General features: G+C 70.6%; 15 protein-coding genes. All 15 read right to left on the bottom strand.

The annotated features are described in order from the left end of the window. Positions 1 to 51 precede the first annotated feature (51 nt). Complete coding sequence (locus tag IU476_RS01005) at positions 52 to 1290, bottom strand: cytochrome P450 (protein WP_195095595.1); 1239 nt, start codon at positions 1288 to 1290, stop codon at positions 52 to 54. 11 nt (positions 1291 to 1301) lie between these two features. Beyond that, entirely contained in the window at positions 1302 to 1496 is a 195-nt protein-coding gene (locus tag IU476_RS01000) for a ferredoxin (protein WP_195095594.1), read from the bottom strand. Positions 1497 to 1509: 13 nt separating this feature from the next. Beyond that, positions 1510 to 2775: an NAD(P)/FAD-dependent oxidoreductase gene (locus IU476_RS00995; RefSeq protein WP_195095593.1), complete on the bottom strand. Its 1266-nt coding sequence runs from the start codon at positions 2773 to 2775 to the stop codon at positions 1510 to 1512. 47 nt (positions 2776 to 2822) lie between these two features. Continuing rightward, the gene (locus IU476_RS00990) at positions 2823 to 3473 is read right to left on the bottom strand and encodes a TetR/AcrR family transcriptional regulator (protein ID WP_195095592.1); all 651 of its coding nucleotides are present in this window, start codon (positions 3471 to 3473) and stop codon (positions 2823 to 2825) included. A gap of 116 nt (positions 3474 to 3589) precedes the next feature. Further along, entirely contained in the window at positions 3590 to 4426 is an 837-nt protein-coding gene (locus IU476_RS00985) for an SDR family NAD(P)-dependent oxidoreductase (protein ID WP_195095591.1), read from the bottom strand. After that, entirely contained in the window at positions 4423 to 5250 is an 828-nt protein-coding gene (locus IU476_RS00980) for an alpha/beta fold hydrolase (protein ID WP_195095589.1), read from the bottom strand. Before IU476_RS00980 ends, IU476_RS00985 begins: the two co-directional genes overlap by 4 nt. Then, a complete protein-coding gene (locus IU476_RS00975) occupies positions 5247 to 6512 on the bottom strand; it encodes a 3,4-dihydroxy-2-butanone-4-phosphate synthase (RefSeq protein ID WP_195095587.1) in 1266 nt (421 codons plus the stop codon). The genes IU476_RS00980 and IU476_RS00975 overlap by 4 nt, the downstream gene beginning before the upstream one ends. Beyond that, positions 6509 to 7123: an NADPH-dependent FMN reductase gene (locus IU476_RS00970; protein WP_195095585.1), complete on the bottom strand. Its 615-nt coding sequence runs from the start codon at positions 7121 to 7123 to the stop codon at positions 6509 to 6511. The genes IU476_RS00975 and IU476_RS00970 overlap by 4 nt, the downstream gene beginning before the upstream one ends. 21 nt (positions 7124 to 7144) lie before the next feature. After that, the gene (locus tag IU476_RS00965; protein ID WP_195095582.1) at positions 7145 to 8140 is read right to left on the bottom strand and encodes a cyclase family protein; all 996 of its coding nucleotides are present in this window, start codon (positions 8138 to 8140) and stop codon (positions 7145 to 7147) included. After that, a complete protein-coding gene (locus IU476_RS00960; RefSeq protein ID WP_195095580.1) occupies positions 8128 to 8946 on the bottom strand; it encodes a coniferyl-alcohol dehydrogenase in 819 nt (272 codons plus the stop codon). The genes IU476_RS00965 and IU476_RS00960 overlap by 13 nt, the downstream gene beginning before the upstream one ends. Before the next feature lie 26 nt (positions 8947 to 8972). Further along, a complete protein-coding gene (locus tag IU476_RS00955) occupies positions 8973 to 10271 on the bottom strand; it encodes an LLM class flavin-dependent oxidoreductase (RefSeq protein WP_195095578.1) in 1299 nt (432 codons plus the stop codon). Further along, positions 10268 to 12055 carry an FAD-binding protein gene (locus IU476_RS00950; protein WP_195095576.1) on the bottom strand — a complete coding sequence of 596 codons (1788 nt, stop codon included), beginning with the start codon at positions 12053 to 12055 and terminating at the stop codon, positions 10268 to 10270. Before IU476_RS00950 ends, IU476_RS00955 begins: the two co-directional genes overlap by 4 nt. After that, positions 12045 to 13022, bottom strand: a complete 978-nt coding sequence (locus tag IU476_RS00945) for a 3-carboxyethylcatechol 2,3-dioxygenase (RefSeq protein ID WP_195095574.1) — start codon at positions 13020 to 13022, stop codon at positions 12045 to 12047. Before IU476_RS00945 ends, IU476_RS00950 begins: the two co-directional genes overlap by 11 nt. After that, entirely contained in the window at positions 12979 to 14664 is a 1686-nt protein-coding gene (locus IU476_RS00940; protein WP_195095572.1) for a bifunctional 3-(3-hydroxy-phenyl)propionate/3-hydroxycinnamic acid hydroxylase, read from the bottom strand. Before IU476_RS00940 ends, IU476_RS00945 begins: the two co-directional genes overlap by 44 nt. Next, positions 14661 to 15530 (bottom strand): alpha/beta fold hydrolase, encoded by an 870-nt coding sequence (locus tag IU476_RS00935; protein ID WP_195095570.1) that lies wholly within the window; start codon positions 15528 to 15530, stop codon positions 14661 to 14663. Before IU476_RS00935 ends, IU476_RS00940 begins: the two co-directional genes overlap by 4 nt. Between the last annotated feature and the right edge of the window lie 8 nt (positions 15531 to 15538).

Here is a 15538-nt window from a genome sequence, read left to right as displayed (position 1 = left end):
TATTCTCGACAAAGCACGAGAGAAGGCCCGAACGGCTTCGGCCTCCGACCGCTACCAGGTGACGGGGAGTTCGTAGATGCCGTAGGCGAGACGGTCGTGTTTGAACTCGACCTTGTCGAACGGAATGGCAAGGCGCAGTGTGGGAATGCGGCGGACCAGGGTGTGGAAGACGATCTGGAGTTCGGCGCGGGCGAGTTGCTGGCCGACGCACTGGTGCGGGCCGAAGCCGAAGGCGACGTGCAGGTTCGCGGGGCGGCGGAGGTCCAGTTCGTCGGGCCGCTCCCACTGCTTCTCGTCCCAGTTGGCGGGGGCGAGGTCGAAGATGAGGCCGTCGCCGGCGCGGATGGTCTCCCCCGCGATCTCGATGTCGTCGATCGCGACCCGGCGCTGGCCGTTCTGGATGATGCTCAGGTAGCGCAGCAGTTCCTCGACCGCGCCCGCCACCACCTTCGGGTCGTCGGTGTCGCGCAGCAGGGCGAACTGTTCCGGGTTCTCCATCAGCGCGAGCGCGCCCAGGGAGATCATGTTGGCGCTGGTCTCGTGCCCGGCGATGAGCAGCCCGGTGCCCAGCTGCGCGGCCTCGCGCATGTCGATCTCCCCGGCGCGGACCCGCTCGGCGATATCGGTGACCACGTCCTCGGCCGGTTCGTCGAGCTTCTTCTTCACCAGCTCGACCAGATACCGCGCCAGCTGCGAACGTCCTTCCGCCGCTTGCTCTTTGGTCGCGAACCGGTCCACGTTCATGGTGGCGTGCAGCTGGAAGAACTCGTGGTCGTCGTAGGGCACGCCGAGCATTTCGCTGATCATCAGGGTCGGCACCGGAAGGGCCAGTGCCGCAACCAGATCCGCGGGTTGCGGGCCGTCCAGGATCTTCTGGATGTGCTCGTCGGTGATCTGCTGGATCACCGGGCGCAGCGCCTCGACCCGCTTGAAGGTGAACGGCTTGGTGAGCATTCGCCGGTACCGGCTGTGCTCCGCGCCGTCGGTGGTGAACAGCGATTTGGGCCGGCTGTGCTTGATCGCGGCCATGCCCTCGTTCCAGTGCGGGAAGCCGTCGCGGTGATCGTCCACGCTGACCCGCGGATCGGACATCAGCGTCTTGAACTCGGCGTACCCGGTGACCAGCCACGGTGTGCTGCCGTCCCAGATCCGCACGCGATTGAGCGGCTTCTCCCGGCCCAGGCGCAGCGCCTCCGCCGGCGGCGCGAACGGGCAGCCGGCGGACCGGAGCATCGGATAGTCGGGGATTCCCGCCGTCGCGGCGGTGGTGTCGGTCAGTGTCTCGGACACGGTGGCTCCTGTTATTCCTCGACGTGGATGGCCATGGCGGGGCAGACCGCGGCCGCCTCGCGGACGTCGGCGGCAAGTTCGGCGGGCGGGTGCTCGTCGAGCAGTTCGACGACGCCGTCGTCGTCGCGCTGGTCGAACACGGCCGCCGCGTGCATGACGCAGTGCCCGGCGGCGATGCATTTGTCCTGTTCGACAGTCACCTTCATCGAGACCTTCTTCCTACGGGTGCGCTGGGGTGAGCGACTCGCCGCGCACGCGCTGCGCATCGACGAGATGCTCTCGGTGCAGGCGAACCTGTTTGGGCATGTTCCAGCCGAGCACGGCGGTGATCGCGCCGCCGCGCTCGTAGCGGGCGACGAAGCGGCCGGTCGCCGGGTCACCCTCGACGACCGTGGCGTGCGCGTCGGGGGTGATGGTGCCGTGCACCTGGATCTTGGTGTCGAACTGGTCCGTCCAGAAATACGGGATGGGGCGGTAGACGCGGTCCGCGCCGACGATATTGGCCGCGACGACGCCCGCCTGTTCCGAGGCGTGCGTCCGGTTCTCCAGCCGCACAGCAGCTTTCGCGACCTGATCGTGCCAGCGGGCGACGTCGCCGACGGCGTAGACGCCCGGCGCGGCCCGGCAGCTGTCGTCGCACACGACGCCATTGGCAAGGGTCAGCCCGCTGCCCGCGAGCCAATCGGTGGCGGGCACGGCACCTATAGCGACGACTACCAGATCGGCGGGCAGCGTCTCGTCGGTCTGCAACGTCACCCCGGTGACTGCGCCGTCGCGATCGGTGAATCCGGTGACGCCTGTACCCAGTCGCAGCCGGACGCCGTGGCCGGTGTGCAGCTCGGCCAGGCGGGCCGCGGCGAACTCGCCGAGCTGGGTGACCATCGGCGCGGACAGCGGGCCCGCGATCGTGACGTCCAGGCCCAATTGCCGTGTGGTCGCGGCGATCTCGGCACCCAGGACGCCCTCCCCGACGACGACCACCCGAGGTCGCGGCGGGGCGTCTTCGAGCGCCTGCTTTCCGCGACCACCGGGCGTCAGCTCGTCGCGCAAGGCCAGCGCGTCGTCGAGGGTGCGCAGCACGTGGACACCGCGGAGCCCGGGCGCGGTGGGCAGTGTGCGCGGCGTCGCGCCGGTGGCGATCACGACCGCTTCGGTGGCCGTGATCGAACCGGCCGTCGAGACCACCGTGCGCCCGGCCACGTCGAGCGCGAGTGCGCGGTGCCCGAGTATCAGGTCCACATCCAGCTCGGCCAGCATGCGCGGGGCCCGCAGCAGGGTGCGTTCGGGACGCCATGTGCCGGAGAGAATTTGCTTGGACAGCGGCGGACGATCGTAGGGCAGGTGCGGTTCCGCGCCGAGCATCGTGATCGCGCCGCGGAAACCGTGGCGGCGCAACGCTTCCGCGGTCGCCAGGCCGGACGCCGAGGCGCCGACGATGAGGACATCGGTGCGCCGGCCGCGCGGTGCCCGAAAAGGTCTCGTCATAGCGCGCTTTCCTTTCTGCGCGGCGTCGGCGCGCCGCGGGACGGCGGTCATCGCGTGACCGGTGCGAGGTAGAGCCCGGTGATCGCGTCGACCAGGCCGGTCGCGGTGTCCTCCCAGCTCGAGGGGCGCAGCAGGGTGTCGTCGGCCAGTGCGCGCTCGCGCTCGGCGCAGGTGTGCACGATCAGCAAGCGCGCCATGGCGTTTCGCTCCCGGCGCAGCCGCGGCGACAGGTCCGGCAGGCTGCGCTGCAACCCGTCGACGACGCGCACCAGCGACCGGGACGCCAGCGACTCGTCCGACATCAGGTCGCGGAAGACCGGGTCCGGTTGCAGCTGCGCGCTGAAACGCGCGTACCAGGTCGGGTTGCCCAGCGCCGCAAGGTGTTCGGTGACCGGCCGGACCAGGCAGCCCACCCAGACCCGCAGGTCGCGGGACTCCCCCGCCCGCGCCACCAGCTCCCGGCACAACTGCTCGGTGTGCGCGTGGTGCTTGCGTACGATGGCGCGGACCAGGTCGGCCTTGGTGCCGAAGTGGTAGCCGACCGCGGCGTTGTTCCCCTGTCCCGCCGCCTCGCTCACCTGCCGGTTCGACACGGCGGCGATCCCGCGCTCGGCGAACAGCCGCTCCGCGGCGGCGAGTATCGCCTCCCGGGTGGTGTGCGCCTGCACGGCGCGGGCGGATCTGTCGACTGTGGCCATCCTCGGTTCCTTCGGAGCACCGGCCTGTGAATCATGTTCTCTATTTTGGAGATCGATACTTCCAGTGAACGCCGCGCGAGAACTTAAGTCAAGCAGTTGAATTAGCGCGGGCATGGTCACGCGCGGGCGGTGACGGACTGCTCAGCGGGCTTCTTGCGCGGCTTGAGCGGCTTGCCCGCCACCGTGCCGCCGTCCACGGGCAGCACCGTCCCGGTGACGTACGCCGATCGGTCGCTGCCGAAATACAGCACCGCCTCCGCGACGTCCTCCGGTGTGCCCTCGCGCGGCAGCGGGCGGTCCTCCTTCATCGACGCGCGCACCGACCGGGTGAATCGCTCGATGCGTTCGGCCGACATGGTGGTGGCCGAGGCCGCGAGGAACGGGGTCGGCACGTTGCCGGGAGCGATGCAGTTGACGCGAATCCCGTACTGCGCCAACTCGATCGCCGCCGACTTGGTGAAGTGGATGACCGCGGCCTTGGAGGCGCGGTAGGTCTGTACTCCCCCGCCGGCCTGGACGCCGCCGATCGAGGACAGGTTGACGATGGACCCGCCGCCGTGCTCGACCATGTGCCGCGCCGCGAATTTCGTGCCCGCCATGACCCCGAGCAGGTTGACGCCGAGCACCCGGTGGAAGTCGGCGAGGTCGTCGACCAGCAGGCTCGGGTGCATGGTGCCCGGCACTCCCGCGTTGTTGCACATCACGTGCAGGCCGCCGAAGGCGCGCACCGCGAGTTCGACCAGCCGTTCGACCTGTTCGGGCTCGGCGACGTCGGTCTGCTGGAAGATCGCCGCGCCGCCGTGGTCGGCCACCGACGCCGCGCCGCGCTCGGGATCGAGGTCGCCCACGACCACCCGGGCGCCCTCGGCGACGAACCGCGCGACCGTCGCCGCGCCGATTCCCGAGGCGCCGCCGGTGACCACGGCGACCTTGCCGGCCAGTACGTCGGTCATGGTGTGTTCCTTTCCAGGAAGGTGAGCAGCAGGTCGTTGACGATCCGCGGCTGCTCGATCTGCGGGCAGTGCCCGGCCTGCGGGACGACCGCGTGGCGGCCGTCGGTGATCCGGCCCGCGATCTCCGCGGCCCAGCCGGCGGGGAGCAGTTTGTCGCAGGCGCCCTCGACGATCAGGGCCGGTACGCCGATGCGTTCGTACGCCCGCTTGCTCGAGGGGTTGGACGGCGGCTCCGCGCCGGGACGTCGAAAACGCGCGGCGGCCAACGCTTCCCAGGCGCCCGGCGCGATGCTCGCCTCGTAGCGTCGGCGCACGTAGGCCTCGTCCGCCGGGTACGACGCCGCGTGGAACAGGGCCGTGACGATGCGGCGCATGCCCTCGAAGGTGGCGTCGTAGTCGTAGAGGGCGCGCATGTGCTCGTTGTTCCGGATCTCGCCGCCGCCGCAGAGCGCGACCAGGCTGCGCACGGGCAGGCGGGGCGCGCCCGAGGTCACGTCGACCAGCAGGTTGATCGCGCCCATGGAGTTGCCGACGAAATGCGCGGAGCGGATTCCCAGGAGTTCGAGGAACCGCGCGATGTGCCGGATGCGCAGGCCGCGGCCGTCGGTGAAGTCGACGACCTTGGCCGACTCGCCGAAACCGAGCATGTCCGGCGCGAGCACCCGGTAGTGCTCGGCCAGGGCGTCGATGGTGTGCTCCCAGCCGATTTCGGCTCCCACACCGAATTCGCCGCCGTGCAGCAGCACGACCGGCTCGCCCGACCCGGCCTCCAGGTAGCTGGTCGTCGAGCCGTCGACCACCAGTGTTCGGCGCTGTGCGTTCACGAGGCCCTCCCTATCCCGCCGCTGACGCTCGTCGGAGACGTCGCGGCTGGTGCTCGGAACTCGTTGTCCCACAGCGCAATCAGGTCGAGGATGCGCACGGGATCAGCGATCGCGTCCCAGCTTCGCCCGGGTTCGGTACCCGAGCGTGGGATGGGCACGGGTGTGCTGTCCTGCCTCGGGGTCCGAGCTTGTTCGTTGGTGTCGCGAGCGGAGTCGGTCAGGAGCCGGATCTCGTGGAGGCCGAGGTCGTCCAGGATGTCGAAGGCGGTGCGGAGGTCCCACTCCTCGAGGGGATGTGCTGCGGGAGAGAGCGTTTCATAGCTTGCGGCTTGTGCGATGCCGTGCGTGAAGCCGCCCCGGGAGCGGAGGTAGACCAGTACGCCGTGGCCCGCGCGGGCGATGCGATCCAAGGCCCGGTCCAGGCCGGTGCGGCAATCGCACAGGAGGGAACCGAGGGCGTCGCCGGACAGGCATTCGCCGTGGACGCGGACGAGTGGCGTGACGGTGGAGACCGGGTGGCCGTAGACGAAGGCGATGTGCTCGCGGCCGAGCCCGTCGATGAAACCGTAGGCGCGGAACTCTCCAGCCGCCAACGGGATTCGCGCCGTGCCGCAGCGGCGCACCCGCGCCAGCTCGCGTCGGCGATACGTGACGAGATCGTCGATCGTGACGACGGGGAGCCGGTGGCGGCGGCCGAGTTCGAGCAGTTCGGGCAGGCCCGCCAGTTCGCCGTCCGCGGCGCACACCTCGCACAGCGCGGCGGCGGGCGCGGTCCCGGCGAGTTCGGCGAGTTCCGCCGCGGCCTCCGGCGGTTCCGGTACCGAGAGCACTCCCCCGGCCCCGCAGCCGAGCGGGAAGACGTGACCCGGGCGGGTGAAGTCCGTCGGCGCACTGGCCGGATCAGTCAGCGCGCGAACAACTTTCGCGCGCTCGGAGGCTCGCACCCCCGTGCCCGCACCCGCGAGGCCCACCGACATCCGGAACCGCTCCCGGCTCGGCCCGGTGGCACTGGGATCAGCAGGCGGAATCTCCAGCCGATCCAGCGCCGCCGCGGGCATGGCCACATGCACCAGCCCACGCCCGAGCGTCATCAGGGCATTCACCGCCTCGGCCGTCGCATGCTCGGCGGCCACCACCAGATCCCCGCGATATCCCCCGTCGGCGGCACTCACCACGAGCACCATCCGCCCGTTCCGCAGCGCGGCGACGGCAGCCTCCACGGACGTCCGCACCGACACCGCGCCCACGCCCGGCACGCTCACGCCCGGGCTCCGCCGGTCGGGGCGAAGGTCAGCACCTGGGTGGCCAATACCTCGAGCTGGCCGCCGACGGTGTCGTCGGTGAGGGTGCCGTCGGGGCCCCAGATCGGTTCGGCCGAATTGATGGCCACGCCGAGCGGGGTGGGCCAGGCGCGCAGGGCGTGGCCGACCGCGCGGAGCTGGCCGAGGGTGCCGACGGCGGCCTGCCAGCCGTAGGCGCAGGTGATGCAGCCCCACGGCTTGTTGTCGAGGTAGACGGTGGGTTCGCCGCGCAGGTCCTCGATGTAGTCCAGGGCGTTCTTCACCATGCCGGAGATGCCGCCGTGGTAGCCGGGCGAGGCGATCACGACGGCGTCGGCGCGGCGCAGCGCGTCGACGAGTGCGCTCGCGGCGGCGGTGCGGCTCGCGTCGTAGGGGTTGTACATGGGCAGGTCGAGGGCCGCGCCGCAGAACAGCGCGGTGCGCCCGCCCCGGCGCTCGACCGCCGCCAGGCAGTGCCGCAGCGCGCGCTCGGTCGACGAGTCCGCGCGCAACGTGCCGCCGACGCCGACGACGAACGGCCGTCCCTCGTCGGTGCCGACGGCGGTGGTCGCGTCGGTCGTACTTGCAGTCACAGCCGGAACCTCCTGGTTGGCTTACTTGATGGCGATCGGGTTGAGCGGCGAGCCGACGGCCCCGACCACCCGCAACGGCGGTGCGATCAACTGGAATTCGTAGACGCCGTCGGCGGCGCAGTCGGCGGCCAGCGCGGTCAGGTCCCAGTACTCGCCGAGCATGAGGCCGATGTCGCGCAGGCAGAGCATGTGCATCGGCAGGAAGGTGCCCTCGACGCCGGACACCACGTCCTCGACCATCAGGTTGTCCGCCGCCACCGCCGCGACCTCGCGTTCGTGCAGCCACGTGGCGCACATCCAGTCCAGGCCCGAGTACGGCTCCGCGCCGTCGCCGGTCTCCTGGAAACGGGACCACCAGCCGGTGCGGATCAGCACGATGTCGCCCCGCCCGATCTCGACGCCCTGCGCCCGTGCGACCTCGTCGAGTTCGTCGGGGGTGATCGGGTTCCCGGGTTCGAGGAAGACGTCCGCGCCCCGGTGACGGACCAGGTCCAGCAGCACGCCGCGGGTGGTGATGCCCTTGCCGTCGACCTTGTCGATGCCGCAGTGGAAGGCGCCCGCGCTGGTCACCGAGTCGGCGGGAAAGCCGTTGTACAGCTTGTCGTCGTAGTAGACGTGCGACAGCGCGTCCCACTGGGTGGCGGCCTGTAGCGGCATGACGATCATGTCGTCGTTGAACCGGAACGGGTTGTCCGCGCCCGCGAAGAAGCCGCCGAACTCCTGGCCGAAACCGTTGCCGGCCCACTTGGGACCGTACTCGGCCATCGTCCGGGCGTCGCCGCCGTCGACGGTCATCACGTGCACCGGGTTCTGCCGGAACTTGAACGCGCCCTGCGGTCCCGAGGAGTCGAAGTCGACGCCGAGCGGGAACACCCGCCCGTGCCGCACCAGCCCGGCCGCCGCGGCGATCTTGTCGGGGGTGATGAAGTTGAGCGTGCCGAGTTCGTCGGCGGCGCCCCACCGGCCCCAGTTGCTCACTTGCTCGGCGACGCGCCGGAATTCGGTCAGGCTGGCCATGACGACTCTCTCTCTGTGCTGCGCGCGGCCACGTTGCCGCCGTCCACCCACAGCACCTGTCCGGTCACATAGCTCGCGGCCCGGCTGTTGAGGAACACCAGGACGGCCGCCTGCTCGTCGGGCACACTGACCCGGCCGAGCGGTTTGGGGATGGTGTCGAGATACTGCGGCCCGTACGCCGAGCGCAGCTGGTCCAGGATCGGGGTCTCGGTGACGCCCGGTCCCGTGCAGTTGACGCGGATGCCGCGCGCCCCCAGGGGCACCGCCTGCCGCATCGTGTAGTAGATGACGGCTTCCTTCGACAGCCGGTAGCCGCCGTCGGCGAGGGCGTCGGGATGCGCCTCGCACCAAGCGATTCCGTCCGCCATGTCGGCGGTGTCGAGCAGGCCGAACACCTGGTCGCGGTGGTCGAGATAGCCGGCCGCGGCGAGCGAGGACACGCTGGCGACGGACGATCCCGGGGCCATGCCCGGGGTGAGCGCGTCGGTGAACCGGCGCAGGCCCAGGAAGTTGATCGTGACGACGCGCAGCGGGTCGCCGATGCCCGAAGAGACCCCGGCGACGTTGAACAGCGCGTCGACCGGTCCGCCGACGGCCACCACGGCCCGGTCGATCGACGCGGCGTCCGCCATGTCGACACGGTGGAACTCGTCGAGTTCGGCTGCGGGCGTGGCGATGTCGAGCCCGACGACCGCGCCGCCGAGTTCGCGCACCTGCTTCGCCACGCACGCGCCGATCCCGGAGGCGCAGCCGGTCACGACGACCCGCCGGCCGTCGTAGCGCCACAGTTCGTCCACACGTCCCATGCCGGGCACCTCGTCCTCGCGGTCGGCTACTGCTCGTCCTTGGCGCGCTGCGCGGCCTGCACGCGGCCCTCGTTGATCTCGGCCATCGCCTCGGGGATCTCGCTGGCGGTGAACTTGCCGCCGCGGCCGGTGGGCAGGCCGCCGAAGGCGTAGGACTCGTCGAAAGCGGGCGAGGCCAACGGCTTCCGCCGGGCCTCCACCTTCTCGATGATCGGTTCGAGCCGCTTGGCCTTGGCCGCGACCGCCTTCTCGTCGCGTTCGATGAACTCGGGCAGCACGTGCTTGCCCATCAGTTCGATGGACTCCATGGTGCCCTCGTGGCTGCGCGGGTTGAGCAGCAGGATGATCTCGTCGACGCCGCTCTCCTCGTAGCCGCGCAGGAACTCCCGCACGGTGTCGGGCGAGCCGATGGCACCGCGGCCGGGACCGTAGGCCAGCGTCTCGTCCTCCCGCACCGCGTCCAGGTAGCGCTCCCAGACCTTGGTGCGGCCCGGGGTGTGCTGGCCGGTCATGTAGTAGTGCATGATGCCGAAGGAGAAGAACCCGCCGCCGACGTCGAGGCGCTGCAGGGCCTGCTCGTCGGTCGGGGCGACCATCATCGACAGGTCGCCGCCGATGGCCAGGATGTTCGGATTGAGCTGCGGGATGGTCGGTTCCGCCTTGTCCTCGAACTCCTGGTAGTAGCCGCGCACGCGCTCGGCGAGCGGCCCCGGGCCGGTGTAGGCGAAACTCAATGCGCCCAAACCCTTCTGGGCGGCCATCTGCACCGACGAGGGCCGGGTACACGCCACCCAGACCGGCGGGTGCGGCAGTTGCTGCGGCTTGGGAATCACGTTGCGGGCGGGCATTTCGATGTGCTCGCCCTGGAAGCCGGTGAACGGCTCCTCGATCATGCAGCGGATGGCGACGTCGAGGGCTTCTTCCCACTGGCCGCGCTTGTCGGCGGGGTCGATGTTGAACCCGCCCAGCTCACCGACCGACGACGATTCGCCGGTGCCGAATTCCACCCGCCCGTTGGAGATCCGGTCCAGGGTGGCGACGCGCTCGGCGACGCGGGCGGGGTGGTTGATGGCCGGTGGCAGGTGCATCACGCCGAAACCGAGCCGAATGTCCTTGGTGCGCTGGCTCGCCGCGGCGAGGAACATCTCCGGCGCGGTGGAGTGGCAGTACTCCTCCAGGAAATGGTGCTCGGTGAGCCAGACGGTGGAGAACCCGGCCTTGTCGGCGGCCTCCACCTCGTCCAGGCCGTCCTGGAACATTTCGCGCTCGTCGTCGTGGGTCCACGGCCGCGGCAGCGCGAATTCGTAGAACAGCGAGATCTTCATTGGGTTCCTCCGTTGGAAAGGGACGACATGTGCTGGGCCGCTATGTATCCGAACGTCATCGCGGGCCCGATGGTCGCGCCCGCGCCGGCGTAGCTGCGGCCCATGACCGCCGCGGACGTGTTGCCGGTCGCGTACAGACCGGGGATCGGCGTGTCGTCCGCACGCAGCACGCGGGCGTGCTCGTCGGTGCGCAGGCCGCCCGAGGTGCCGAGGTCGCCGGGGACCAGGCGGAACGCGTAGTACGGCGGCTTGCCGATCGGATACAGATTGGGGTTCGGCAGCGTCGGGTCGCCGTAGTAGTTGTCGTACACGCTGTCGCCGCGGCCGAAGTCGTCGTCGTGGCCCTTGCGGGCGAGTTCGTTGAAGCGTTCCGCGGTAGCGCGCAAGCGATCCGGCGGAACGTCGATCTTGGCGGCGAGCTCCTCCCACGAGTTCGCGGCCTTCACCACGCCCGACTCCAGCCAGGCGCGCGGCATCTTGCGCCCGGTCGGCACGGGGGCGAACGGCACCTTCGGGATCGGAAGGTGCCCGGCCACGACATACCGCCGCCAGGACCGTGTGTCGGTGATGAGCCAGCTCGGGATGTGCGTGACGCCCGACTTCTGACCTTCGATCATCGCGTGCCCGAAGTCCATGTAGGGCGCGGCCTCGTTGATGTACCGCTCGCCCGCGCCGTTGACGATGAGCTGCGCGGGCATCATGCGCTCGTTGAGCATGAATTGCATACGCCCGTCGGGCCATTGGATGGCGGGGAACCACCACGCCTCGTCCATCAGGTCGGTGCCCGCGCCCACCCGCTCCCCCGCGCGGATGCCGTCGCCCGTCGACGCCGGGTTGCCGAAGCTCCAGTCCTGGTCGATGACCGGTTCGAGTTCTTTGCGCCAGGCCATGTCGTGCTCGAAGCCGCCGGTCGCCAGGATCACGCCGCGGTCGGCGCGCACGCGCAGCGCGCGGCCGTCCTTCCGGATCACCGCGCCCACCACCGCGCCGTCGGCGCCGGTGAGCAGCGAGGTCATGGGGGCGTCGAGCCACAGCGGAATGTCGCGCTCGCGCAACGCGAGTCGCAGCCGGGCCACCAGCGACTGGCCGATGGCGGCGATCCGGTCGCCGAACACCCGGGCCCGGAACATCCGCCACACCAGCTTCACCAGCACGGCCTTGCCGCGCCAGTGCTGCCGCACCTGATAGAACAGCCGAAGATCCTTCGGGCCCAGCCAGATTCCCTTCGGCGCGAGGGCGAGGGGACGCAGCAGCAGGTCCTCGTCGGGGCCCAGTGCGCGCAGATCGATGGGCGGCACGTTGATGGTGCTGCCTTCGGGCGAGCCGCCGGGCAGTTCCGGGTAGTAGTCGGCGTAGCCGGGCTTCCACACGAATTCCAGCCAGTCGCTGCGTTTTTCGAGGAAATCCATCATCTCCGGCGCGCGCTCCACGTAGGCGCGCAGCCGTTCCTCGCCGACCAGGCCCTCGGTGATGCGCAGCAGGTACCGGACGACGTCCTCCGGGTCGATCCGGTAGCCGTCGCGGCGCTGGGCGGGCGCGCCCGGCACCCAGATGCCGCCGCCGGACAGGGCCGTGGAACCGCCGTAGTGCGAGGACTTCTCGACCACCAGGGTGCTCAGGCCCGCAGCCTCGGCGGTGAGCGCCGCGGTGAGACCGCCACCGCCGGAACCGATCACCAGGACGTCCACGGTGTGGTCGAAGGAGGTGCCCGGCGTGGCGGACGACGACCGTCCTGCGGGCGGTGCGGGCTCGGAGGCCTGGGCTCCGTTCGGTTCAGCTGTCACGCTTCCCTCCTGGGAATGGGTCGGCGGCGTGCGCGGGCAGCGCGGTGCGCACGGCGAATCCGGCGATCAGCGCGGGCGCGGGCCGGTAGTAGCGCACGGTGGTCCGGTACGGCCCCTGGCTCGCGAGCGCGGCGAAGGCGGCGACCCAGGTGCGCACCTCGTGCGCGGAGTTGCCGGCGACCTCGGTGATCCACGCGTTGGACCAGTCGTCGAACTCGTCGAGGCGGCCCTCGTCGAGCGCGGCGAGGAAGCGCCGGTCCCACTCGGGGTTGAGCGGGCGCAAGGGCCCACTGCCCGAGGCGAATTCGCGGGCCGCCTCGATCACCTTCTCCTGCCGGGTCCGCCGCTGCTCGGCGGTCATTACCCCGCCGTGCACGATCCGTTCCCGCACCGGGCCGGTCGCGGTGGCCAGCGCGGGAACCGGCGGGTCGTGCGACAGCCCGCCGGAACCGAGTACCAGCACCCGCTTGCCCAGCCTCGAAAGGTGTTCTCCCACCGCTGTTCCCAGGGCGGCGGCACGCCGCAGCGGTCCGAGCGGCACCGCGACCGAGTTGACGAAGATCGGCACGACGGGCCGGGCCGTGGCCGCGCCGAGCAGTCGCTGCAGCGGCTGCACCGTGCCGTGGTCGACCTCCATCGTCAGCGACACCGCCACGTCCACCTCGGCCGCGAGCACCGCCTCCGCCAGATCGCGGGCCAGGTCCGCGGGCACGTCCAGGGCGCCGGCGTGCGTGCCGTAGTCGCCGACCCCGGTGGCCGCCGTGCCGATACAGAACGGCGGCATGAGCTTGTAGAAGAAGCCGTTGTAGTGATCGGGCGAAAACGTCACCACCAGTTCGGGATCGAACTCGCGCACGAAATCCGCCGCCTCGTCCAGCGCGGCCTCGATGTCGTCGAGCAGGTCGCGGTCCGGGCCGGGCAGATCAAGCAGAGGGCTGTGCGAGACGCAGCACAGGGCCAGCGGCATCGGATCCTCCTCCCGGCGCGAGAGCGAGGGTGCGCAGCAGGTCCGCGCTCAGTTCGGGAGCGAGCTGGGCGATGGTCGCACCCGCCACACAGCGGTCCGGGCGCAGGAACAGCACCGAGTCGCGCTGTCCGTCGAACCACGTCTTCAGCGCGCCCGTGCGGTCGCCCACCACCACGACATCCGGATCGTCGTGGCCGGTCCAGTGCAGCTGCGTAGTCGGCCGCAGCTCGAAGAAGTTCGCGCCCAAGGCTTTCCACGAGGCGAAGGCGTCCGCGCCGAGGAGCTCGCGGGGCCGGTTGTTCCAGCACAGCACCGCGAAACCGGGCCCGAGAATGTCGTCGAGCAGGGCGTTCGCCCGCTCGCGGGTGTCCACGCGCGGCTGGATGAACAGCGTGCCGACGGCCGAATTCGGCGAGCGCGACCAGGTGTGGACCACCGCGCCCCGCTCGTAGCGCGGCATCGGCTTGAACCGCATGCCCAGCACGTAGCGCCGCACCGGGGGTATCGCGGACGCCGCCCGAACCAGCACGTCGCGGACCGCGGCGACGGTGCGGTCGGTCGGCGAGATCACCCGGCCGACCATCGTCGACAGGTCGATCATGGCGCGGGCGTGCTTGCGCCGCTCCAGGTCGTAGCTGTCCAGCAGCGCGTCACCGGCGTGACCCCGCACCACCGCGGCGAGCTTCCAGCCGAGGTTGGCGGCGTCGCGGATGCCGCTGTTGTAGCCCTGCCCCTGCCACACCGGCATCAGGTGCGCGGCGTCGCCCGCGAGCAGCAACCGGCCCTGCCGGAAGGCGCCGGCGATGCGCGAGTGGTGGGTGTAGACCCGCCGGCGGATCACGTCCAGGCGGTCGGGGTGCGGAACGAACGGCGCGACCATCCGGGCCACGAACGCCGGATCCTCGGCCAGTTCGTCGGATTCGTCGTCGTGGATCATGAATTCGAAGCGCCGGATGCCGTGCGCGATCGACACCGACACGTACGGCCGCGCCGGGTCGGCGCCGACCTCGCTGTTGGGATGCCCGAGCGGATCCGACGCCAGGTCCACCACCAGCCACCGCGTCGGCGAGGTGGTGCCCTCGAACGTCACCCCCATCGTGCGGCGCGTCGCACTGCGCCCGCCGTCGCAGCCGACCAGATACCGCGCGGTGACCGCGGCGGGCCCCGACGCCGTGGTCAGCTCGGCGGTGACCCGGTCGCCGGATTCGGCGCAAGCGGCCATGGCCGTGCCCCACACCACCTCGACGTGCGGGAACCGGTCCAGCCCGGCGAGCAGCTCTGCGTCGACCAGCGGCTGTACGAAGCCGTTGCGTTTGGGCCAGCCGAATTGCGCGTCGCTCGGGGCGATCTCGGTGAGCAGCCGGCCCTTGCCGTCGACGAACCGCATGATCTGGTTCGGCGTCGTGTGCGGCAGGATCCGCTCGACGAGCCCGATGGACTGGAAGGTCCGCAACGCCTCGTCGTCGAGTCCGACGCCGCGCGGATAGTCGATGAGCGTGGGCCGCTCCTCGATCACCCGGGTGCGCACGCCGTACATGCCGAGCACGTTCGCCAGCGTCAGGCCCACGGGGCCCGCGCCGATCACCAGCACGTCGACGTCGACGTCCGAAGCCGTTGCGGGGGAAGCGTTCTGCTCGGTCACGGCAGGCCGCCCAGCAGGAAGTCCAAGTGCAGCGCGTTGAACGCCTTGGGGTCCTCGTACTGCGGCCAGTGCCCGCAGCCGGGCAGCACCTCGAACCGCGCGCCCGGGATCATCGACGCGATCCGCCGCCCCTCGGCGACGTCGGCGGTCGGGTCGTCACTGGTCCACAGCACCAGCGTCGGCGCGGTGATGCGGCCGTAGTCCTGCGGCCCCAACAGGTTTCGCTGCCGGATCTCGGGGTCCTGCAGCGCCATGATGTCGCGCATGGCGTCGACGAAGCCGCGCTGCCGGTAGATCCGCTGCCGGCTGGCCACCACGTCGTCGTAGCCCTTCGACTTGTCGGCCATCAGCCACTTGATCCGGGCCTGCACCGTCTCCCAGGTCGGGTCGGTGACCGCGGCCATCGACAGCGTGACGATGCGGCGCATCACCTCCGGATCGGCCTGCGAGCCGCCCGCGGTGTTGAGCACCAGCCGCTCGACGCGGTCCGGGTGATCGATGGCGGTGCGCGCGGCCACCCACCCGCCGAGCGATTCGCCGCTCACACTCGCCTTACGCACACCGACCGCGTCGAGGAACGCGATCAGGTGCGCCACATAGTGTTTCACCTCGAGCGGGTGTCCCGGGCGGCCGGTGTAGCCGTGGCCGAGCATGTCGATCACCCAGGTCGAGAAGTGTTCGGCGTGCGACTCCAGATTCCGCACATAGGCCTCGGCGTGCCCGCCGGACCCGTGCAGCAGCACCAGCGCCGGTCCGTCGCGGTCCCCGGCGTGCAGGTAGCGGGTGCGTACACCGCCGACCTCGAGGTAGCCCTGCGTGAACGCGACGCCCTGCAGGTCGCTCCAAATGCTCTCGTACTCCGACAAATTCGTTC

The sequence above is a fragment of the Nocardia blacklockiae genome (genome assembly GCF_015477355.1).
In the GTDB taxonomy this organism is placed as follows: domain Bacteria; phylum Actinomycetota; class Actinomycetes; order Mycobacteriales; family Mycobacteriaceae; genus Nocardia; species Nocardia blacklockiae.
Note: the sequence above shows the minus strand (reverse complement) of the source record. Positions and strands in the feature narration are given on the sequence as shown.

Excerpts from the sequence above, each read along its gene's own strand:
- IU476_RS01000 (WP_195095594.1), bottom strand. The coding sequence starts at position 1,496 with ATGAAGGTGACTGTCGAACAGGACAAATGCATCGCCGCCGGGCACTGC.
- IU476_RS00995 (WP_195095593.1), bottom strand. The coding sequence starts at position 2,775 with ATGACGAGACCTTTTCGGGCACCGCGCGGCCGGCGCACCGATGTCCTC.
- IU476_RS00990 (WP_195095592.1), bottom strand. The coding sequence starts at position 3,473 with ATGGCCACAGTCGACAGATCCGCCCGCGCCGTGCAGGCGCACACCACC.
- IU476_RS00985 (WP_195095591.1), bottom strand. The coding sequence starts at position 4,426 with ATGACCGACGTACTGGCCGGCAAGGTCGCCGTGGTCACCGGCGGCGCC.
- IU476_RS00965 (WP_195095582.1), bottom strand. The coding sequence starts at position 8,140 with ATGGCCAGCCTGACCGAATTCCGGCGCGTCGCCGAGCAAGTGAGCAAC.
- IU476_RS00960 (WP_195095580.1), bottom strand. The coding sequence starts at position 8,946 with ATGGGACGTGTGGACGAACTGTGGCGCTACGACGGCCGGCGGGTCGTC.
- IU476_RS00955 (WP_195095578.1), bottom strand. The coding sequence starts at position 10,271 with ATGAAGATCTCGCTGTTCTACGAATTCGCGCTGCCGCGGCCGTGGACC.
- IU476_RS00945 (WP_195095574.1), bottom strand. The coding sequence starts at position 13,022 with ATGCCGCTGGCCCTGTGCTGCGTCTCGCACAGCCCTCTGCTTGATCTG.